Source organism: Pseudomonas sp. JC1203 (genome assembly GCF_056175065.1).
This window is the reverse complement of the sequence record NZ_JBWCAM010000009.1, coordinates 66,521-86,269: the sequence shown is the minus strand read 5'-3', so window position 1 is coordinate 86,269 and position 19,749 is coordinate 66,521. Positions and strand designations below refer to the sequence as shown.

The 19,749-nt window shown below is 63.5% G+C and carries 18 protein-coding genes; 8 read left to right on the top strand and 10 right to left on the bottom strand.

Features of this window, described 5'->3' with window-relative positions; genetic code table 11:
* Positions 1–50: 50 nt before the first annotated feature.
* Both tfpB and AC0SZ7_RS15195 read right to left on the bottom strand, forming a co-directional pair.
* Positions 51–1,832: a type IV pilus assembly ATPase TfpB gene (gene tfpB, locus AC0SZ7_RS15200; protein ID WP_475505161.1), complete on the bottom strand. Its 1,782-nt coding sequence runs from the start codon at positions 1,830–1,832 to the stop codon at positions 51–53.
* Between the two features lie 128 nt (positions 1,833–1,960).
* Entirely contained in the window at positions 1,961–2,284 is a 324-nt protein-coding gene (locus AC0SZ7_RS15195; protein ID WP_475505160.1) for a hypothetical protein, read from the bottom strand.
* A gap of 126 nt (positions 2,285–2,410) precedes the next feature.
* On the opposite strand from AC0SZ7_RS15195, the gene AC0SZ7_RS15190 reads away from it, so the two are divergent.
* On the top strand, positions 2,411–2,881 hold the full coding sequence (locus AC0SZ7_RS15190; protein ID WP_475505159.1) for an Lrp/AsnC family transcriptional regulator: 471 nt from the start codon (positions 2,411–2,413) through the stop codon (positions 2,879–2,881).
* A gap of 95 nt (positions 2,882–2,976) precedes the next feature.
* Here the strand turns inward: AC0SZ7_RS15190 and AC0SZ7_RS15185 are convergent, their stop codons facing one another.
* Positions 2,977–4,344 (bottom strand): CYTH domain-containing protein, encoded by a 1,368-nt coding sequence (locus AC0SZ7_RS15185; protein WP_475505158.1) that lies wholly within the window; start codon positions 4,342–4,344, stop codon positions 2,977–2,979.
* A gap of 138 nt (positions 4,345–4,482) precedes the next feature.
* On the opposite strand from AC0SZ7_RS15185, the gene argE reads away from it, so the two are divergent.
* Positions 4,483–5,631: an acetylornithine deacetylase gene (gene argE / locus AC0SZ7_RS15180; RefSeq protein WP_475505157.1), complete on the top strand. Its 1,149-nt coding sequence runs from the start codon at positions 4,483–4,485 to the stop codon at positions 5,629–5,631.
* A gap of 129 nt (positions 5,632–5,760) precedes the next feature.
* Entirely contained in the window at positions 5,761–7,062 is a 1,302-nt protein-coding gene (argA, locus tag AC0SZ7_RS15175; protein ID WP_475505156.1) for an amino-acid N-acetyltransferase, read from the top strand.
* Positions 7,063–7,141: 79 nt separating this feature from the next.
* On the opposite strand, the gene gshA is transcribed toward argA, so the two are convergent.
* The 3 genes from gshA to AC0SZ7_RS15160 form a co-directional block, all read right to left on the bottom strand.
* Complete coding sequence (gene gshA / locus AC0SZ7_RS15170) at positions 7,142–8,725, bottom strand: glutamate--cysteine ligase (RefSeq protein ID WP_475505155.1); 1,584 nt, start codon at positions 8,723–8,725, stop codon at positions 7,142–7,144.
* Between the two features lie 199 nt (positions 8,726–8,924).
* Positions 8,925–9,308: a PaaI family thioesterase gene (locus AC0SZ7_RS15165; protein WP_475505154.1), complete on the bottom strand. Its 384-nt coding sequence runs from the start codon at positions 9,306–9,308 to the stop codon at positions 8,925–8,927.
* A complete protein-coding gene (locus AC0SZ7_RS15160; RefSeq protein WP_475505153.1) occupies positions 9,308–11,629 on the bottom strand; it encodes a Tex family protein in 2,322 nt (773 codons plus the stop codon). The genes AC0SZ7_RS15165 and AC0SZ7_RS15160 overlap by 1 nt, the downstream gene beginning before the upstream one ends.
* 240 nt (positions 11,630–11,869) lie before the next feature.
* On the opposite strand from AC0SZ7_RS15160, the gene ompR reads away from it, so the two are divergent.
* Complete coding sequence (ompR, locus tag AC0SZ7_RS15155) at positions 11,870–12,601, top strand: osmolarity response regulator transcription factor OmpR (RefSeq protein WP_416421929.1); 732 nt, start codon at positions 11,870–11,872, stop codon at positions 12,599–12,601.
* 90 nt (positions 12,602–12,691) lie between these two features.
* Positions 12,692–14,005 carry an ATP-binding protein gene (locus AC0SZ7_RS15150; RefSeq protein ID WP_475505152.1) on the top strand — a complete coding sequence of 438 codons (1,314 nt, stop codon included), beginning with the start codon at positions 12,692–12,694 and terminating at the stop codon, positions 14,003–14,005.
* 74 nt (positions 14,006–14,079) lie between these two features.
* On the opposite strand, the gene rimK is transcribed toward AC0SZ7_RS15150, so the two are convergent.
* The 3 genes from rimK to AC0SZ7_RS15135 are packed head-to-tail and all read right to left on the bottom strand — an operon-like array spanning position 14,080 to position 15,615.
* Positions 14,080–14,985 (bottom strand): 30S ribosomal protein S6--L-glutamate ligase, encoded by a 906-nt coding sequence (gene rimK, locus AC0SZ7_RS15145; protein WP_008372889.1) that lies wholly within the window; start codon positions 14,983–14,985, stop codon positions 14,080–14,082.
* On the bottom strand, positions 14,982–15,464 hold the full coding sequence (gene rimB, locus AC0SZ7_RS15140; protein WP_475505151.1) for a retropepsin-like aspartic endopeptidase RimB: 483 nt from the start codon (positions 15,462–15,464) through the stop codon (positions 14,982–14,984). Before rimB ends, rimK begins: the two co-directional genes overlap by 4 nt.
* Entirely contained in the window at positions 15,451–15,615 is a 165-nt protein-coding gene (locus tag AC0SZ7_RS15135; RefSeq protein ID WP_475505150.1) for a hypothetical protein, read from the bottom strand. The genes rimB and AC0SZ7_RS15135 overlap by 14 nt, the downstream gene beginning before the upstream one ends.
* A 120-nt stretch (positions 15,616–15,735) precedes the next feature.
* On the opposite strand from AC0SZ7_RS15135, the gene AC0SZ7_RS15130 reads away from it, so the two are divergent.
* Positions 15,736–16,134, top strand: coding sequence for an RNA-binding S4 domain-containing protein (locus tag AC0SZ7_RS15130; protein ID WP_475505149.1), 399 nt, complete (start codon positions 15,736–15,738; stop codon positions 16,132–16,134).
* Here AC0SZ7_RS15130 and AC0SZ7_RS15125 read toward each other — a convergent pair.
* Positions 16,131–16,928 carry a phosphatase PAP2 family protein gene (locus AC0SZ7_RS15125; protein ID WP_475505148.1) on the bottom strand — a complete coding sequence of 266 codons (798 nt, stop codon included), beginning with the start codon at positions 16,926–16,928 and terminating at the stop codon, positions 16,131–16,133. The genes AC0SZ7_RS15130 and AC0SZ7_RS15125 overlap by 4 nt on opposite strands.
* Positions 16,929–17,038: 110 nt before the next feature.
* On the opposite strand from AC0SZ7_RS15125, the gene hslO reads away from it, so the two are divergent.
* Both hslO and AC0SZ7_RS15115 read left to right on the top strand, forming a co-directional pair.
* Positions 17,039–17,941: an Hsp33 family molecular chaperone HslO gene (gene hslO, locus AC0SZ7_RS15120; RefSeq protein ID WP_475505147.1), complete on the top strand. Its 903-nt coding sequence runs from the start codon at positions 17,039–17,041 to the stop codon at positions 17,939–17,941.
* A 179-nt stretch (positions 17,942–18,120) separates the two neighbouring features.
* The gene (locus AC0SZ7_RS15115; RefSeq protein WP_475505146.1) at positions 18,121–19,665 is read left to right on the top strand and encodes a phosphoenolpyruvate carboxykinase; all 1,545 of its coding nucleotides are present in this window, start codon (positions 18,121–18,123) and stop codon (positions 19,663–19,665) included.
* The last annotated feature ends 84 nt before the right edge of the window (positions 19,666–19,749 follow it).

The following is a 19,749-nucleotide window of genomic DNA, read 5'->3' as shown; positions in this document are numbered from 1 at the left end:
TCATGATTTGGATTCTCAAGCCTGAAGCGGAGTTCCCGATAGAGCGGTTTCTATTTCAAATCATTTCTCGGCGTCACTCGCAGCACCTCCTCGACGGTCGTCAGCCCCGCGGCAATTTTCTGTGCGCCGGACAGGCGCAGGGTGCGCATGCCCTCCATCACGGCCCTGCGCTTGAGCGAGGTCAGGTCGGTCTCGGCCTGGATATGCGCCTTCACCGTGTCGCTCATCTGCATGATCTCGTACACCCCGGCGCGGCCGCGGAAGCCGGTGTCGCGGCACTCGTTGCAGCCGATGGCACGGTGGGCGGTGGCGGGCAGCGGCGCTTGCCAAGGCCGCGTCAGGGTCTGCCAATCTTCCTCGCCCAATGCCTGCGGCGCCTTGCAGTGCGGGCACAGGGTGCGCACCAGGCGCTGAGCCATCACCCCCAGCAGGGTGGCCTTAATCAGGTAGTGCGGCACCCCAAGCTCCAGCAGGCGGCTGATGGCGCTGGGCGCATCGTTGGTGTGCAGGGTGGATAACACCAGGTGGCCGGTGAGCGCTGCCTGCACGGCCATTTCGGCGGTTTCCAGGTCGCGGATCTCGCCGATCATGATGATGTCCGGGTCCTGGCGCATCAGCGCGCGCACGCCGCTGGCGAAGGTCAGGTCGATGTTGTGCTGCACCTGCATCTGGTTGAACGCCGGTTCCACCATTTCGATGGGGTCTTCGATGGTGCACAGGTTCACCTGGGGCGTGGCCAGGCGCTTGAGGGTGGTGTACAGCGTGGTGGTCTTGCCCGAGCCTGTGGGGCCGGTCACCAGGATGATGCCGTTGGGCTGGCTGATCATGTCCTCCCAGCGCCGCAGGTCATCGGTGCCAAAGCCCAGCTCGTGAAAGTCCTTGAGCAGCACCTGCGGGTCGAAGATGCGCATTACCATTTTTTCGCCAAACGCGGTGGGCAGTGTCGACAGCCGCAGTTCCACTTCGCCGCCGTCGGGGGTCTTGGTCTTGACCCGGCCGTCCTGGGGTTTGCGCTTTTCGGCGACGTTCATGCGCCCTAGGCTTTTCAGGCGGCTGACAATGGCCATGGTGACCTGGGGCGGAAATTGATACACGTTGTGCAGGATACCGTCGATGCGAAACCGCACGGTGCCCTGCTCGCGCCGTGGCTCAATGTGGATATCGCTGGCGCGCTGCTGGAAGGCGTACTGGAACAGCCAATCGACGATGTTGACGATGTGCGCGTCGTTGGCGTCGGGTTCCTGGTCGCTTGAGCCCAGGTTCAGCAACTGCTCGAAATTGCCTGGGCTGCCGCCGCGTTGGTCAGTGTTGTTGGCGCCGCTGACCGAACGGGCCAGGCGATAGAACTCGACGGTAAGGCGCTGTATTTCCGCCGGGTTGGCGACCACGCGCCGTATGTTGCGCTTGAGCACGTGGGTGAGGTCGGCTTCCCAGCCGCTGACATAGGGCTGCGCGCTGGCCACGGTGACGGCGGTGCGTGACACGGCCACGGCGAGAATCTTGTGGCGTTGGGCAAAGCCGTAGGACATCAGCGGCGTCAGGGCCGCCACGTCGATTTTCAGCGGGTCGATGCGCAGGTAGGGTTGGCCGGCCTGTTGTGCCAGCCACAGGGTCAGCTGCTCCAGGTCCAGCGCCTTGCCTGGGCGGCTGCGGTCGTCCAGTTGTTGGCTGGCGATGAACTCCAGCGGGTGTTGCTTGCAGTTGTGCAGCGCCCGGCGAGTCGCCATGGCGTGTTCAGCTGAATCCTGGCTGAGAAAACCCTGGTCCACCAGGTCGCGCAACAGGTCGTTCAACTCCAGCCAGCGGTCCTCAATGACGGTGACGACGGACATGCGGGCTCCTTGAATCGGTCTACAACGCCCAGGCTGAAAAAGGGTGCCTGAGCGTCAAAGGTAGACCGGGGAAACCCGTTGTTGTTGCCGGTGGCGCCGGGAAAAAGTTTCAGGGTCTTGCCGGGCGTTCAGCCCACGGCGGCCAGGCCCTGACTGGCCGCTGGCTGCAGCTCGACGGAGAGCACGCAGATGAGGTTGGATATTTTATGACCAATTACTTCCGCGCGATGCCAGCTGAGGCCATCGATGCTCAAGTCAACGTGCAGCAGGTCCTCTTCACGCACCACGTTGAGCGCCAGCGGGGTGAGGTACTGCATCGCGAACAGGTTCAGCACGCGGCACAGGCTGTCGGGCTCGGCTTCGGCTACCAGTTGATAGCGCACGCTGGTGGTGGCCTGGTGCGGGCTCCAGGTGTCGCTGCGCGCGGGCAGGTGGGCTTCGTGGGCGGTCATGGCAGGGCTCCTGAAACGATGGGCACAGTTTTCCATGGCGGGCCGGGTATTTCTTGTCTAAATCAGTCGCATAATGGCGTTGTGCGAATCATGTGATTCGACGGTTAGCCTAGATGGGATATTTTTATGCACAGTGAGCTGGATCACTACGACCGCCGCATTCTGGCCCTGCTGCAAGAGGACGCCTCGCTGTCCAGCGCGCAGGTCGCCGAGCAAGTGGGCCTGTCGCAATCGCCGTGCTGGCGGCGCATTCAGCGATTGAAAGAGGAAGGGGTGATTCGCGGGCAGGTGACGCTGCTGGACCGCAAGAAGATCGGCCTCAACACGCAGATTTTCGCCGAGGTGAAACTCAACGCCCACGGGCGCTCCAACTTCACCGAATTTACCGACGCGATTCGCGGTTTTCCCGAAGTGCTGGAGTGTTATGTGCTGATGGGGTCGGTGGACTTTCTGCTGCGCATCGTGACGCCGGACATCGAAGCCTACGAGCGGTTTTTCTTTGAAAAGTTGTCGCTGGTGCCGGGCATCCAAGAGGTGAACTCGACCGTGGCATTATCCGAGATCAAGTCCACCACCAGCCTGCCAGTGCTGCGCTGACCCGTAGCAGCTGCCGCAAGGCTGCGTCACGGCAAACGCGGTATGTCAGTAATACCGCGGCGCCGGTGACGCGGCCTTTGGGCCGCTGCTGCAGGTTATTTGCGCAGGATCTGCTTCCATGCGCGGCACTGGGTCACGGTCAGTGCCTGGTGTACACGGGCTTCCAGCACTTCGTCGCTGAGATCAGTGTCGGCCAGCTGGTGCAGCTTGTTCAGCTCACCGTACAGGCGGTCCACTTCCGGCAGGTCCAGCACGTCGCGCGCATGGTGCAGCCAGGCCTGGATGCGCTCGATGCGCGGCAGCTGCTCGGCCAGGTCTTCGGGCTGTTGCTGGTAACGGCCCAGCTGCAGGGCGGTAGCTTCTTCGGCAAGGAAGTGGCCCAGCCAATTCATCAGCTGTGCAGCGCCCTGGCGGTTGCCACGGTTGTTGCGCTCTACCGTCCAGGCGCGGGCCATCAGCCAGCGCGAGGTATTCAGCGAGAACAGGCCCCAGCGGGTGTCCAGCAGCTCTTCGATGAACTGCTCGGGGGCCGCCTGGCGCACGTCCTCGTCTTCCTGGCCGGCCTGCACCAGCGGGCGCCAGTCTTCCAGCAGGGCATCCAGGCTCACGCGCAGCTCATGGGTAGTGCTGCGCGGGGCAGCCTGGCCCAGGCTGCCGGCCAGGGCGCGCAGTTCGATCAATTGCGCTACCCAGTCCTGCAGCAGGCGCCAGTGGCCGTTGAACCGGTACTGCTCGGCCAGGCGCTGGCTGTTGCCCAGCAGGTGCCAGGCCAGGGCGGTGAAGGCGTCGTCCAGGGCCATTTCGGCATTCAGCTCAGGCGCCGGCAGGCTCAGGGTGTAGCTGCCCGGCTCGGCCAGGCGGTAGCCGCGCTCGGCCTTGCTGATGTCACAGGGCATCAGTGGCAGCTTGATGGCCAGTTCCGCAGCCAGCTCCAGCAGGGCCGCCGGGTCGCCTTCGCGCAGTTCCAGCTCCAGCTCGCAGATCTCTTCGGACTGCTTGCCGACGATGACCTTGCCCAGGTCCAGGGCCGCCTCGATCACCACCTTGGCCTTGCCGCGGCCCCAGGCGATTTCCGCGCGCTCGCGGACGAAGTCGGTGGTGAACACCGGCTTGATGGTCTTCTTGTCCAGTTCGGCCAGCTCTTCGGGCCAGCATTCGCCGTCCAGCTTCTTCAGGTCCAGCTTGGCCTTGGCCAGGTCCCAGTTGTACTCGTTGCGTTCGGACAGGCCGGCAACGCTTTGACCGCGGGTTTTCAGGGTCTGGATGATTTCGTCGCCATCCTTGCGCAGGCGCAGCGCGACCTTGGCGCCGGCCAGTTCGCCGGTGGGGGTGTCGAAGTACTGATTGAACAGCTCACGGCGTTCCCAGCCACTCTTGTTGCGCTTTTTCAGCAACGGGTGTTCGCGCAGTTCAGCCAGGGTTTCGGGGCTGACGCGCAGTTTGATTTCGGTTTCTTTTTGCATGGCGGGAGAATCCAGGCGCTGTTCTGATAGGAGCGCAGATGACTGCTAAGGCCGTGCAGTGTACAGGACTACCATCCCGGCGGTTTATTCTCGGTGCTCAATGGCTCTATGATGGGCTTCGCACCCAGGAGAATGCCCATGCCATTGCCTTCCCTCAAAGAACAGTTCGCCGCGCTGATTGCCGCGCCGTCGGTGAGCTGCACCCAGGCCAGCCTCGACCAGTCGAACAAACCGGTGATCGACCTGCTGGCCGGTTGGCTGGGCGACCTGGGCTTTGCCTGTGACATTCGCGAGGTGTCCCCGGGCAAGTTCAACCTGCTGGCCAGCCGTGGCACCGGCCCTGGCGGCCTGGTGCTGTCGGGCCACAGCGACACCGTGCCCTACGACGAAAAACTCTGGCAGACCGACCCGCTCAAGCTCACCGAGGTGGACGGCCGCTGGGTGGGCCTGGGCAGCTGCGACATGAAAGGCTTCTTCGCGCTGGTCATCGAGGCGGTGCTGCCGCTGCTGGCGCATGACTTCAAGCAGCCGTTGCTGATCCTCGCCACCTGCGACGAGGAAAGCTCCATGGCCGGCGCCAAGGCCCTGGCTGCCGCCGGCTGGCCGCTGGGCCGCGCGGCGGTGATCGGCGAGCCCACCGGGCTCAAGCCGATCCGCCTGCACAAGGGCGTGATGATGGAGCGCATCGACATTCTCGGCCGCAGCGGCCATTCCTCCGACCCAAGCCTGGGCCACAGCGCCATGGAAGCCATGCACGGCGCCATCAGCGAACTGATGGGCCTGCGCAAGCAGTGGCAGGTGGAGTACAACAACCCGCAGTTCAGCGTGCCGCAACCCACCCTGAACTTCGGCTGCATTCATGGCGGCGACAACCCCAACCGCATCTGCGGCCAGTGCTCGCTGGAGTTCGACCTGCGCCCCCTGCCGGGCATGGACCCCAAGGTGCTGCGCGCCGCCATTCGTCAGAAGCTCGAGCCGCTGGCCGACCTGCACCAGGTGAAGATCGACTACGCGCCGCTGTTCAGCGAAGTGCCGCCCTTCGAGCAGGCTGCCGACTGCGAACTGGTGCAAGTGGCCGAGCGCCTGACCGGCCACCGGGCGGAAGCGGTGGCATTCGGCACCGAAGCGCCTTATCTTCAGCGCCTGGGTTGCGAGACCTTGATTCTGGGCCCTGGCGACATCGCCTGCGCGCACCAGCCGGGAGAATTCCTGGAAATGTCACGTCTTGAGCCCACAGTGCGTCTATTGCGTCAGTTGATTGAACATTATTGCCTGCAGCCGGCCTAAACGGCTGCAGTGCCCATCCGTATTGAAGAGAGGAGAGCCCGCGTGTTGCCAAGCCTGTTACGACGATAACCAGCAGCCAGCTGTGCGTTCCCACGTTGCTCGTCCACTCTTCCACAGGCTTTTGAAGTTATGCCCGAATACGTCAATTGGCTCCGTCACGCGTCTCCCTACATCAACGCCCACCGCGATTGCACTTTCGTGGTGATGCTGCCCGGCGATGGCATCGACCATCCCAACTTCGGCAACATCGTCCATGACCTGGTGCTGCTGCACAGCCTGGGCGTGCGCCTGGTGCTGGTGTACGGCTCGCGCCCGCAAATCGAAAGCCGCCTGGCCGCCCGTGGCCTCACCCCGCACTACCATCGCGGCCTGCGCATCACCGACGCGGCCACGCTGGAATGCGTAGTCGACGCCGTCGGCGCCCTGCGCATTGCCATCGAAGCGCGCCTGTCCATGGACATGGCTTCCTCGCCCATGCAGGGTGCCCGCCTGCGCGTGGCTGGCGGCAACCTGGTGACCGGCCGGCCTATCGGCGTGGTCGAAGGTATTGATTACCACCACACCGGTGAAGTGCGCCGCGTCGACCGCAAGGGCATCAACCGCCTGCTGGACGAGCGCTCCATCGTGCTGCTGCCGCCATTGGGCTACTCGCCCACCGGCGAGGTGTTCAACATTGCCTGCGAAGACGTTGCCATGAGTGCCGCCATCGAGCTGGGTGCCGACAAGCTGCTGCTGTTCGGCGCTGATCGCGGCCTGATCGACGCCAATGGCAAGCTGGTACGCGAGTTGCGCCCGCAACAGGTGCCCGCGCACCTGGAGCGCCTGGGCATGGAAAATTACCAGGCCGAACTGCTCGATGCCGCCGCCCAGGCGTGCAAGGGCGGCGTGGGCCGCAGCCATATCGTCAGCTACGCCGAAAACGGCGCGCTGCTGACCGAGCTGTTCACCCGCGACGGTGGCGGCACCCTGGTGGCCCAAGAGCAGTTCGAGCAGGTGCGCGAGGCGGCGATTGAAGACGTAGGCGGCCTGCTGGACCTGATCAGCCCGCTGGAAGAGCAGGGCATCCTGGTGCGCCGTTCCCGCGAGGTGCTGGAGCGCGAGATCGAGCAGTTCAGTGTGGTGGCGCGTGAGGGGATGATCATCGCCTGTGCGGCGCTGTACCCCATCGCCGATTCCGAGGCCGGCGAGTTGGCGTGCCTGGCGGTGAACCCGGAGTACCGCCATGGCGGCCGTGGTGATGAACTGCTGGAGCGCATCGAGAACCGTGCGCGGGAAATGGGCTTGAAGACGCTGTTCGTGTTGACGACCCGCACCGCCCACTGGTTCCGCGAGCGTGGTTTCGAGCCTAGCGGTGTGGAGCGCCTGCCGGCGGCGCGGGCGTCGCTGTACAACTACCAGCGCAATTCGAAGATCTTCGAAAAAGCGCTTTAAAGCTATCGCGGCCAAGGCCGGCTCCTACGCTGACCGTGGTAGGAGCCGGCCTTGGCCGCGATGGGCGCGACGCGTTATATCAGTTGCTGATACCCAGGATGCTCGCCTGGTACGAGCCCACGAAGGTGTCGAAGTCCCCCACCTCGGTCTGCTCCAGCTCCGACTGCTGCGCGATGGACTTGCGCGCCATTTCCTCGAACTTTGCCTGCTCTTCCACGCTCAATGCCTGGCTGCGGAAGAATTCCGCGTGCACCTGGCTCTGGCGCAGCGAGAACTGCGCGAAGCTTTCCTTGTGCTCGGCCATGCTCGCCAGCACCTGCGCCGACGGCGTCAGTGACGGGTCGCTGACCTTGGCGCGCTGGGCGGCCAGGGCCTTGGCGTGTTCGTCGCTACCATGGCTTTCGTCCAGCAGCTCGGCCAGCGGCGCGATCTGGTCCAGCAGCTCGGCGGCCCATTGCTTGAGCTCAACCGGCTGGCCATCACGCTGCAGCTGCAGGCCAGGCTTGCGGCCTTCCTTGACCACGCTGAGGAAGTTGTTGGTGGCGCCGCCGCACTCACCGCTTTCCAGCAGCGGGCTTTCCTGCAGGGCGCAGTACAGCAGGAACGCGTCCAGGAAGCGCGCTTCGGGCAGGTCGATGCCGGTAGGCAGGAACGGGTTGATGTCCAGGCAACGCACTTCCACGTATTGCACGCCACGGGCCATCAGTGCCTGGATTGGGCGCTCGCCGGTGTAGGTCACACGCTTGGGGCGAATGTTGGAGTAGTACTCGTTCTCGATCTGCAGGATGTTGGTGTTCAACTGCACCCACTCGCCATCCTTGTGCGTGCCGATCTCCACGTACGGCGCGTACGGCGTGGCCACGGCCTTGCGCAGGCTGTCGGTGTAGCTGGGCAGGTCGTTGTAGCACGGGGTCAGGCCGGCCTGGGCGTTGCTTTGGTAACCCAGGTCGCTCATGCGCAGGCTGGTGGCGTAGGGCAGGTACAGGGTGTCGGCGTCCAGCTGTTCCAGCTGGTGGCCACGGCCGCGCAGGAAGCCTGCGTCAAGGGCCGGCGAGGCACCGAACAGGTACATCAGCAGCCAGCTGTAGCGGCGGAAGTTGCGGATCAGCGCGATGTAGGCCGAAGACTGATAGTCGCGGTCGCTCTGCTCGGCACCTTCGGCCTGGCGCAGCAAAGGCCACAGCTGCTCGGGCAGCGAGAAGTTGTAGTGGATGCCGGCGATGCACTGCATGGTGCGGCCGTAGCGCAGGGCCAGGCCCTGGCGGTACACATACTTGAGCTGGCCGATGTTCGAGGTGCCGTAGTAGGCAATCGGAATGTCTTCCTCGGCGGGCAGCGGGCAGGGCATCGAAGGGCTCCAGAGGAACTCGTTGCCCAGCTTGGAATAGGCGAAGCGGTGGATTTTTTCCAGGCTTTGCAGGGTCTGCGCCGGGTCGGCCAGGGCTGGGGTAATGAACTCCAGCAGCGACTCGGAATAGTCCGTGGTGATCTGCTCATTGGTCAACGCAGCGCCCAAGGCCTCGGGGTGCGGCGTTTGTGCCAGGCGGCCCTGGGCAGTGACGCGCAGGCATTCGCGCTCGATGCCGTGCAGGCAATGCTCAAGCAGGGTCAGGTTGGCACGCTCGCGCAATAGGCGCAGGCGGCGGTTGAGAATTTCGCTCAAGTTGGATTCCTTCACGCGTCAGTCGCCCCAATATGGGGGTAGAGTTGACGGTCTACAAGGGTGACGAAAGGAACCGGCGTTGTCGCCTGGTACGGTTATTGGTGTCAGATTTTTCGCCTGACGTTCCATTTGTATCCAGGTAGTCGATTCCGGCACCGCATACGCAGTGCCGAAATTAACCCATTCAGGATACAAACCGCTAGAGAACCACGAAGGTCCCCTGCGCTTTTGCCATCAGTTTGTCGCCCTGAAGCACTTCGGCGTCGACCACCAGGGTGCGGCGGCCGCCGTGCACGATCCGGGCAACGCACAGCACCTCGCCCTCGGCCACCGGGCGCAGGTAGTTGATCTTGCACTCCAGCGTCACGCTTTGCTGGTCGAAGCCGTGATGGCTGGAGCACGCCAGGCCCATGGTGATGTCCACCAGGCTGAACAGCGCGCCGCCATGCATTACCTGGCCACGGTTGCGCAGGTGCGGCTCCAGCGCCAGGGCTACCTGTGCCTCGCCTTTTTCAAGGCTGTGCAGGCGGCACCCCAGCAACTGGCTGAAGGCGCTGTGCACCAGCGCTTCAGGGATATCCATCAGCGTTTCTTCAGCTGCTTGGCGTTGGCGAACAGCGAGGCCATGGCGTTGTTGGCCGGGGCAGCTGCGGGCTCCTTCTGGCGCGCAGGCGCGCCTTGCTGGCGTGGCGCTGCGCCTGGGCGGCTGCCGCGAGCACCGTCGACTTTCTCACCCGGGGTGTCGCTCATGCGCATCGACAGGCCCACGCGCTTGCGTGGAATGTCGACTTCCATGACCTTGACCTTCACCACGTCACCCGCCTTCACGGCTTCGCGAGGGTCCTTGATGAACTTCTCGGACAGCGCCGAAATGTGCACCAGGCCGTCCTGATGCACGCCGATGTCGACGAAGGCACCGAAGTTGGTCACGTTGGTGACCACGCCTTCCAGGATCATGCCCGGCTGCAGGTCCTTCAGGTCTTCCACGCCTTCCTGGAATTCGGCGGTCTTGAACTCGGGGCGCGGGTCGCGGCCTGGCTTGTCCAGTTCCTGCAGGATGTCGGTAACGGTGGGCAGGCCGAAGGTTTCATCGGTGAATTTCTTCGGGTCCAGGCGCTTGAGGAAGGCGCTGTCGCCGATCAGCGAGCGAATGTCGCGGTCGGTCTCGGCGGCGATGCGCTTTACCAGCGGGTAGGCTTCGGGGTGGACGGCCGAGGCGTCCAGCGGGTTGTCGCCATTCATCACGCGCAGGAAGCCTGCGGCCTGTTCGAAGGTTTTCTCGCCCAGGCGGCTGACTTTCTTCAGCGCGGCGCGGGTCTTGAAGGCGCCGTGCTCGTCGCGGTGCGCGACGATGTTCTGCGCCAGCGTGCTGTTGAGGCCCGAGATGCGCGCCAGCAGCGCCACCGAGGCGGTGTTCACGTCCACGCCCACGGCGTTCACGCAGTCCTCGACCACGGCGTCCAGGCCGCGCGCCAGCTTCAGCTGCGAGACGTCATGCTGGTACTGGCCGACGCCGATGGATTTCGGGTCGATTTTCACCAGCTCGGCCAGCGGGTCCTGCAGGCGGCGGGCAATCGACACGGCGCCACGGATGGACACGTCCAGGTCGGGGAATTCCTTGGCCGCCAGTTCCGAGGCCGAGTACACCGAAGCGCCGGCTTCGGAGACCATGACCTTGGTCATTTTCAGGCCTGGGTATTTTTTGATCAGCTCGGCGGCCAGCTTGTCGGTTTCGCGGCTGGCGGTGCCGTTGCCGATGGCAATCAGGTCAACCGAGTGCTTGGCGCACAGGGCGGCCAGCACGGCCAGGGTCTGGTCCCACTTGTTGTGCGGCACGTGCGGGTACACGGTGGCGGTATCCAGCACTTTACCGGTGGCATCGACCACGGCCACCTTGCAGCCGGTGCGCAGGCCCGGGTCCAGGCCCAGGGTGGCGCGCGGGCCGGCCGGCGCGGCCAGCAGCAGGTCGTGCAGGTTGTGGGCGAAGACGTTGATGGCCTCAGCCTCGGCGCCATCGCGCAGCTCGCCGAACAGGTCGGTCTCCAGGTGGGTGTACAGCTTGACCTTCCAGGTCCAGCGCACCACCTCGCCCAGCCATTTGTCGGCAGGGCGGTTCTGGTTTTTCAGCGCGAAGTGCTCGCCAATCATCATTTCGCACGGGTGCAGGGTGCCCGGCAGCTCTTCGCCCACTTTCAGGGTGGAGCTGAGCACGCCTTCGTTGCGGCCGCGGAAAATCGCCAGGGCGCGGTGCGACGGCATGCTCTTCAGCGGCTCGTCGTGTTCGAAGTAGTCGCGGAACTTGGCGCCTTCCTCTTCCTTGCCGGCGACCACGCGGGCGCTGAGGGTGGCTTCCTGCTTGAGGAAGTTGCGCAGCTTGTCCAGCAGGCGGGCGTCTTCAGCGAAGCGCTCCATCAGGATGTACTTGGCACCTTCCAGGGCGGCCTTGGTGTCGGCCACGCCTTTTTCGGCGTCGACGAAGCGTGCCGCCTCGGCCTCGGGGGCCAGCATCGGGTCGCCCAGCAGGCCATCGGCCAGTTCGCCCAGGCCAGCTTCCAGGGCGATCTGGCCCTTGGTGCGGCGCTTCTGCTTATAAGGCAGGTACAGGTCTTCGAGGCGGGTCTTGGTGTCGGCCAGGTTGATGTCGCGGGCCAGTTCGGGGGTCAGCTTGCCTTGTTCCTCGATGCTGGCCAGGATACTGGCGCGGCGGTCATCGAGTTCGCGCAGGTAGCGCAGGCGTTCTTCCAGGTTACGCAGTTGGGTGTCATCCAGGCTGCCGGTCACTTCTTTCCGGTAGCGGGCGATAAAAGGCACCGTCGAGCCTTCATCCAGAAGTGCCACGGCCGCTTCGACCTGTTGCGGGCGTACGCCGAGTTCTGCGGCGATGCGGCTGTTGATGCTGTCCATGAGACCACCTGAGCAATTGTGAATGCAGAGCCGCCGGCCGGGGCTGGCGAACTGGACTGCCGGGCGCGCCCGGCATAAAAGGGGCGCATTATAACCAGCCATGCGGGGTTGGGGGATGCTGGCAAAATCACCTGTCGGCGCGTCTGTTATGGCAACCCAGGTAAAATCTGCTAACAATGCACACAGCACACTGATTCGGCACCTGCGCCATAATACGTGCCGAGATCACAGGAGTAAGCCATGAGCAGCACTGCACAAGCACCAAAGATTCTGATTGTTGACGACGATCAGGTCATCCGGGATCGGCTGGTGCGCTTCCTCACCGAGAACACCGACTTCAACGTCCGCGCCGTCGGCGACACCAAGGAAATGGACCGGCTGCTGGCCCGCGAGTCCTATAACCTGGTGGTCATGGACTTGATGCTGCCCGGTGAAGATGGCCTCACGGCCGCCGCGCGCCTGCGCCGTGAAAAGGTCAACCCTATTCCGGTCATCATGCTGACCGCCAAGGGCGACGACCAGGACCGCATCGCCGGCCTGGAACATTGCGACGATTACCTGGGCAAGCCGTTCAACCCGCGCGAACTGGTTGCTCGCATCAAGGCCGTGCTGTTCCGCCGCGTGGCCCCGGTGCCTGGCGCGCCGGCCAGTGAAGACGAAGTGGTGACCTTCGGCGATTACTCGCTGTCGCTGGCCACCCGCGAACTCAAGCGTGGCGACCAGGTGAACATGCTCACCACCGGTGAGTTCGCCGTGCTCAAGGCGCTGGTCATGCATGCCCGCGAGCCGCTGACCCGCGACAAGCTGATGAACCTGGCCCGTGGCCGCGAATGGGATGCCCTGGAGCGCTCCATCGACGTGCAGATCTCGCGCCTGCGGCGCATGATCGAGCCAGACCCATCCAAGCCGCGCTATATCCAGACCGTCTGGGGCGTGGGCTACGTCTTCGTGCCGGACGGCAAGAGCAAGTGACGGGGCATTTGTAGGAGCGGGCCGTAAGGGCTCGCCATCCGCAATCAGTGCGAGCGGTGCTCGTTCCTGCAAGGTTTATGGCTGCTGTATATGAAGACCCCCGTTTGGTTTCCCCAGAGTTTCTTTGCCCGCACGTTATGGCTGGTGCTGGCTGTGGTGCTGTTTTCCAAGGCCCTTACCCTGGTTTATCTGTTGATGAACGAGGACGTGCTGGTGGACCGCCAGTACAGCCACGGCGTGGCGCTTACGCTGCGCGCCTATTGGGCGGCCGATGAAGACGACCGCGAGCGCATCGCCGATGCCGCCGGCCTGATCCGCGTGGTGGGTGGTGGGGTGCCCGAGGGTGAACAGCACTGGCCCTACAGTGAAATCTACCAACGCCAGATGCAGGCTGAACTGGGTGCCGACACCGAGGTGCGCCTGCGCGTGCATGCGCCGCCGGCGCTGTGGGTGCGCGCGCCAAGCCTGGGCGCGGGCTGGTTGAAGGTGCCGTTGTACCCCCACCCGTTGCGTGGCCAGAAAATCTGGAGCGTGCTGGGCTGGTTCCTGGCCATCGGCCTGCTGTCCACCGCCTCGGCATGGATTTTCGTGCGTCAGCTCAGCCAGCCCCTCAAGCGCCTGGTATTTGCCGCGCGCCAGCTGGGCCAGGGCCGTAGCGTGCGCCTGCCCATCAGCGACACCCCCAGCGAGATGACGGAGGTGTACCGCGCGTTCAACCAGATGGCCGAGGACGTGGAACAGGCCGGGCGCGAGCGCGAGCTGATGTTGGCCGGGGTGTCCCACGACCTGCGTACACCGTTGACGCGGTTACGCCTGTCCACCGAATTCATGGACCCTTCCAGCGACCTTGCTGCCGACATGCAGCGCGATATCGAGGACATGGACGCCATTCTTGACCAGTTCCTGGCCTTCATCCGTGACGGCCGCGATGAAGCCATCGTCGAGGTCGACCTGGCGCAGCTGGTGGAAGAAACCGTGGCGCCGTTCAACCAGCCCCAGGAGCGCGTGCGCCTGTGCCTGGAGCCCATTCCGCCGTTCCCGTTGCGCCGAATTTCCATGAAACGGCTGCTGACCAACCTGATCGGCAACGCCTTGCACCATGCGGGTGACGGCGTGGAAGTGGCAGCCTACGTGTCAGGCGACAACAGCGCGCCGTACGTGGTGTTGAGTGTGCTGGACCGCGGCGCGGGCATTCCCGAGGACGAACTGGCGAGCATTTTCGACCCGTTCATTCGCGGTGACCGCGCGCGCAGTGGCAAGGGGACTGGCTTGGGCTTAGCGATCGTCAAGCGTATTGCCGCCATGCACGGCGGCAACGTGGAACTGCGCAACCGCTCGGGCGGCGGCCTGGAAGCCCGAGTGCGGCTGCCGCTAGGGCTGATGCTGCCCCGCGACGCGGTCTGACTCCCGCGCCCGGACGCGGGCAGCATTGTCTTGTGTACCCCGACGACGTAGCAGCTGCCGAAGGCTGCGTCCGGTCAACCTTTGCCTTTGGTACGCGTAAGGTTAGGCCCGCCGTTCTTTTCCAGATGTTCGATGATCATCCCGGCCACGTCCTTGCCAGTGGTGACTTCGATGCCTTCCAGGCCAGGCGAGGAGTTCACCTCCATCACCAGCGGCCCATGGTTGGAACGCAGGATATCCACGCCCGCAACGCTCAGGCCCATGACCTTGGCAGCGCGGATGGCGGTCATGCGCTCCTCGGGGGTTATCTTGATCAGGCTGGCGCTGCCGCCACGGTGCAGGTTGGAACGGAACTCGCCGGGCTTGGCCTGGCGCTTCATCGAGGCAATCACCTTGTCGCCCACCACAAAGCAGCGGATGTCGGCGCCGCCGGCTTCCTTGATGTATTCCTGCACCATGATGTTCTGCTTCAAGCCCATGAAGGCCTCGATCACCGATTCGGCAGCCTTGGTGGTTTCGCACAGCACCACGCCGATGCCCTGGGTGCCTTCCAGCACCTTAATCACCAGCGGCGCGCCGTTGACCATCTGGATCAGGTCGGGGATGTCGTCCGGCGAGTGGGCAAAGCCGGTCACCGGCAGGCCGATGCCACGCCGCGACAGCAGCTGCAGCGAGCGCAGCTTGTCCCGTGAACGGGCAATGGCCACCGACTCGTTCAGCGGGAACACGCCCATCATTTCGAACTGGCGCAACACCGCGCAGCCGTAGAAAGTCACCGAGGCGCCGATGCGCGGTATCACCGCGTCGAAGCCTTCCAGCGGTTTGCCGCGGTAGTGGATCTGCGGCTTGTGGCTGGCGATGTTCATGTAGGCGCGCAGGGTGTCGATCACTACCATTTCATGCCCGCGCGCGACTCCGGCTTCAACCAGGCGGCGGGTGGAATACAGACGCGGGTTCCGCGACAGCACAGCGATCTTCATGCAACACCTGTGGAAGAGGTAGTAGAGGCCGGAAAAGCCGGCTTGTCTTGAACGTAGGTAACGCCCGGGTTGACCACCAGTTGGCCATGTACCAGGGCCTTGGAGCCCAGCAACAGGCGATAGCGCATCGCCTTGCGGCAGGCCAGGGTGAATTCGACCTGCCAGATGCGATCGCCCAGCGCCAGGGTGGTGCGGATCACATAACGGGTCTGGGCGTGGCCGTTGGAGCTCTTGATGGTTTTCATCGCCACCATCGGCGCTTCGCAGCGCCGGTGACGCAATTGCACCACCGAGCCCAGGTGCGCGTTGAAGCGTACCCATTGCTCGCCATCCCGCTCGAACGGTTCTATCTCCGTGGCGTGCAGGCTGGAGGTGCTGGCGCCGGTATCGATCTTGGCGCGCAGGCCGGCCACTCCCAGGTCGGGAAGCGCCACCCACTCGCGAAGGCCGATAACGGTCAAATGATCAAATGTCTTCAATGGGGCAACCGAGGGTATAAAAGGTTTCTGATCGCAGCATAGCCGCCGTGGGGCGGCCGCGAAACGACCCTTGACGCAAAGCGCGGTATTCACGCAGAAACCGGGCCAAATGGCGATAGATATTGAGTGGCAAGCTGAAGATTTCGTTCATCCTGAAAGTCCTGGTGGCTATCCATGGCCGGAGCAGGGACTTTACGCTGTGGGCGTCTGACCTTGCATCCGACAGGCACGGTAGTACAGTTCCATTAAATTCCTGAGTCGAGGGTTTGTTGTGGCACAAAAACAGGAAGAGGACGACAAGGTTCGTCTGGATAAATGGTTGTGGGCGGCGCGCTTCTACAAGACTCGCGCCTTGGCCAAGGCGGCCATCGAAAGCGGCAAGGTGCATTGCCGGGGCGAGCGCTGCAAGCCGGGCAAGGAGCCCAGGGTAGGCGACGAATTCGAGCTGCGGACCGGCTTCGATGCGCGCACGGTGGTGGTCAAGGCACTGTCGGTGGTGCGCCGGGGCGCGCCCGAGGCGCAGCTACTATATGAAGAGACGCCACAGAGCGTGGCCAAGCGCGAAGAAGCCGCGCAGTTGCGCAAGGCGGGTTCGCTGGGGGTGACCACCGATGGGCGGCCGACCAAGAAACAGCGTCGGCAGCTCCATCAGTTTCACAGTGAGTCTTAAGCGCTCACCACGCTCAGGCACTTGATCAGCGGCAGGCGCTGCAGCACGCGGAACAGCGGTTGCGTCACGCGCAGCAGCCAGCCCGAGATGCTCGCGGCATACGGCGTGTAGTAGCCCCAGCCCAGCGCCAGCAGCGCCATGGCCACGCCGCCGATGTAGTCATCCTGGCCCCAGTGGGCGCCGGCGACCAGGCGCGGCATTGAAAACAGCAGCACCAGGCCCCAAATCACCAGGTACTGGGCGAAGCGGCGGGCAAAGATGCTCATGAACATGCCCCAGATCAGCAGCACGGAGGCATGGTCACCCGGGAAGCTCTGGTTCGAACCGTCCTTGAGCTCCAGGTGCGAATCGATGTGCGGGTACAGGTCGCTCAGGCGGATGGCATCGCTCAGCACCAGCGACGGGCTGTGATGTTGCCAGCCCATGGCATCGCAGACCTTGTCGAACAGGGCGCGAATAATCAGCAGCAGTACCAGCATCGATACGAACGCCAGGGTGGCACGGCGGGTATGGATAGCTTCGATCACCCAGTCACCGCAGATCAGCAGCGACAACAGGATCAGCCCGACAATGATGTCGAACGGGCGCATGCTCGCCACTGCCCAGACCGAACGCCATACCACGTGGTCGGCGAGGGGCTGGTTGAGCAGGTGGAACAGCCATTCGTCGAAAGATGTGAACAGCGCGTGGCCGGCTGGCAGTAACCACAGCCCGATCAGCCCGAAGGCGATTAGATTACATAGCAGAAGGCCTCGTACGTTCCACCTTGCTTGGAACAGTGCGGGTTTGTTCATAAGATACCTCTATGTCAGACAGAGCGATCCGCACCAGGCTGGTGCTCTAAAACGGGCTTTTATAGGCCCTTGTAAACATCTTGTCACTATTATCAGATACCCAGACCTCTATGCACGACACACCGGATACCGATTACACCCAACGTTTCATCTTCGACGAATGCGACATTCGTGGTGAGATGGTTTCGCTTGAGCGCAGCTACGCCGAAGTGCTGGCCAAGCATCCCTACCCGGAACCGGTTGCCCAGCTGCTGGGTGAGTTCATGGCCGCGGCTTCGCTGCTGGTGGGCACGCTCAAGTTCGACGGCCTGCTGATTCTGCAGGCGCGTTCGGATGGCCCGGTGCCGCTGCTGATGATCGAGTGCTCCAGCGAACGCGATATTCGCGGCCTGGCGCGCTACGAAGGCGACGCCATCGTGCCAGGTGCCACCTTGGCCGACCTGATGCCCAACGGTGTGCTGGCAATGACCGTAGACCCAAACAAGGGCCAGCGCTACCAGGGCATCGTCGAACTGGACGGCGCCGACCTGTCGGAGTGCTTCACCAACTACTTCAAGGTGTCCGAGCAACTGGGCACGCGTTTCTGGCTGAACGCCAACGGTTCGCGCGCGCGCGGCATGCTGCTGCAGCAACTGCCGGCCGACAAGCTGAAGGACGCCGAGGAGCGCGAAGCCAGCTGGCAGGACGCGACCGTGCTGGCCGGCACCCTCACCGCCGAAGAGCTGCTGGGGCTGGACAACGAGACTGTGCTGCACCGCCTGTACCACGACCAGGCCGTGCGCCTGTTCGACGTGCAACCGCTGCGTTTCCGTTGCAGTTGCTCACGTGAGCGCTCTTCGCGCGCACTGGTCAGCCTGGGTGAAGCCGATGCGCAGGCACTGGTGGCCGAACGTGGCGGTGTGATCGAGATCGATTGCCAGTTTTGCAGCCAGCGCTATCTCTTTGATAGCACAGAAGTTACCCAGCTTTTCGCCGGCGGCGGTCTTGAGGTTCCGTCAGATACCCGTCACTGAAACGTTTCAGTTAATCCAGATCGCGTAAGTGCCGCCGGGTTGCCGCCGTTTCGACAGGAGGCCTCTACTATTTCTGGACGTTTCTGGCATAATCCGGCCCACTTTTAGAGCTGTAGTAGTTTTTTTGTCTCTACTACAAAACGTTTGGAGTACTCGGCCCTAGGCCGACGGGGAACCTCATGACGCAAGCTAATAACACCGTGTACACCGATCTGAGCATCGATGAGCTGGTACAAGAAGCCCTGAAGCGCGGTGAAGGCGAGCTTGCCGATACTGGCGCGCTGGTCGTGAAAACAGGTCACCGTACCGGTCGTTCGCCGGTTGACCGTTTCATCGTTGAAGAATCCTCCACCCAGGACGCCATTGCCTGGGGCCCGATCAACCGCAAGTTCCCGGCCGACAAGTTCGATGCCCTGTGGGACCGCGTTGCCGCCTACCTGGGCGAGCGCGAGCGGTTTGTCTCCCACGTTCACGTAGGCTCTGACGAAGCGCACTACCTGGCAGTCAAGATGACCACCGAGACTGCCTGGCACAACCTGTTCGGCCGTTGCCTGTTCATCAACCCGGAAAGCTACAACCCGGGCGCCAAGCAGGAATGGCAAGTCATGAACGCCCCTTGGTTCGTGTGCGAACCAGAGCGTGATGGCACCAATTCCGACGGTACCGTGATCATCAATTTCGCGGCCAAGAAAGTCCTGATCGCCGGCATGCGTTACGCCGGTGAAATGAAGAAAGCCATGTTCTCGGTGCAGAACTTCCTGCTGCCGGCTGCTGACGTACTGCCTATGCACTGCGCGGCCAACATGGGCGAAGAAGGCGACGTTACCCTGTTCTTCGGCCTGTCGGGCACTGGCAAGACCACCCTGTCGGCTGACGAAAGCCGCTACCTGATCGGCGACGACGAGCACGGTTGGGGCGAAGGCGTTGTTTTCAACATCGAAGGCGGCTGCTACGCCAAGTGCATCGACCTGTCCGAGAAAAACGAGCCGGTCATCTGGAAAGCCATCCAGCACGGCGCCGTCCTGGAGAACGTGGTCCTGGACCCGGTCACCAAGAAAGCCGACTACGCCGATGACAGCCTGACCCAGAACAGCCGCGCCGCTTACCCGCGCGAGCTGATCGAGAAGCGCGCGCCGAAAAACCTCGGTGGCGAGCCTAACGCCGTCATCTTCCTGACCTGCGACCTGACTGGCGTGCTGCCACCGGTGTCCATCCTCAGCGAAGAGCAGGCTGCCTACCACTTCCTGTCGGGCTACACCGCGCTGGTCGGTTCGACCGAAATGGGCTCGGGCGCCGGCATCAAGTCGACCTTCTCCACCTGCTTCGGCGCGCCGTTCTTCCCGCGCCCGGCTGGCGAGTACGCCGAACTGCTGATCAAGCGTATCCGCGGCTTCAACTCCAAGGTCTACCTGGTCAACACCGGCTGGACCGGCGGTGGCTACGGCGTTGGCAAGCGCTTCAACATCCCGACCACTCGTGGCGTGATCGCGGCCATCCAGAGCGGCGCTCTGATTGGTGCCGAGACCGAGCACCTGGCCACCATCAACCTGGACGTGCCGAAGGCTGTGCCGGGCGTTGAGACCGTGCTGCTGAACCCGCGCAACACCTGGGCTGACCAGGCTGCCTACGACGAGGCCGCCAAGGGCCTGGCCAAGCTGTTCGTCGAGAACTTCAAGAAGTTCGACGTCAGCGACGCCATCCGCACTGCCGGTCCACAGCTGTAATAGCTGCCCGGCCCGAAAAAGCCGCCCCCCGGGGCGGCTTTTTTATGCCTGTAAACCGCCCCGTAGCAGCTGCCAAAGGCTGCG

Bases quoted from the DNA above. Each gene is read 5' to 3' on its own strand.
- argE (WP_475505157.1), top strand. From the start codon at position 4,483: ATGCCATTGCCTTCCCTCAAAGAACAGTTCGCCGCGCTGATTGCCGCG.
- rimK (WP_008372889.1), bottom strand. From the start codon at position 14,985: ATGAAGATCGCTGTGCTGTCGCGGAACCCGCGTCTGTATTCCACCCGC.
- AC0SZ7_RS15125 (WP_475505148.1), bottom strand. From the start codon at position 16,928: ATGAACAAACCCGCACTGTTCCAAGCAAGGTGGAACGTACGAGGCCTT.
- argA (WP_475505156.1), top strand. From the start codon at position 5,761: ATGCCCGAATACGTCAATTGGCTCCGTCACGCGTCTCCCTACATCAAC.
- AC0SZ7_RS15135 (WP_475505150.1), bottom strand. From the start codon at position 15,615: ATGAACGAAATCTTCAGCTTGCCACTCAATATCTATCGCCATTTGGCC.
- tfpB (WP_475505161.1), bottom strand. From the start codon at position 1,832: ATGTCCGTCGTCACCGTCATTGAGGACCGCTGGCTGGAGTTGAACGAC.
- ompR (WP_416421929.1), top strand. From the start codon at position 11,870: ATGAGCAGCACTGCACAAGCACCAAAGATTCTGATTGTTGACGACGAT.
- hslO (WP_475505147.1), top strand. From the start codon at position 17,039: ATGCACGACACACCGGATACCGATTACACCCAACGTTTCATCTTCGAC.
- AC0SZ7_RS15150 (WP_475505152.1), top strand. From the start codon at position 12,692: ATGAAGACCCCCGTTTGGTTTCCCCAGAGTTTCTTTGCCCGCACGTTA.
- AC0SZ7_RS15195 (WP_475505160.1), bottom strand. From the start codon at position 2,284: ATGACCGCCCACGAAGCCCACCTGCCCGCGCGCAGCGACACCTGGAGC.
- AC0SZ7_RS15160 (WP_475505153.1), bottom strand. From the start codon at position 11,629: ATGGACAGCATCAACAGCCGCATCGCCGCAGAACTCGGCGTACGCCCG.
- AC0SZ7_RS15115 (WP_475505146.1), top strand. From the start codon at position 18,121: ATGACGCAAGCTAATAACACCGTGTACACCGATCTGAGCATCGATGAG.
- AC0SZ7_RS15185 (WP_475505158.1), bottom strand. From the start codon at position 4,344: ATGCAAAAAGAAACCGAAATCAAACTGCGCGTCAGCCCCGAAACCCTG.
- AC0SZ7_RS15190 (WP_475505159.1), top strand. From the start codon at position 2,411: ATGCACAGTGAGCTGGATCACTACGACCGCCGCATTCTGGCCCTGCTG.
- AC0SZ7_RS15165 (WP_475505154.1), bottom strand. From the start codon at position 9,308: ATGGATATCCCTGAAGCGCTGGTGCACAGCGCCTTCAGCCAGTTGCTG.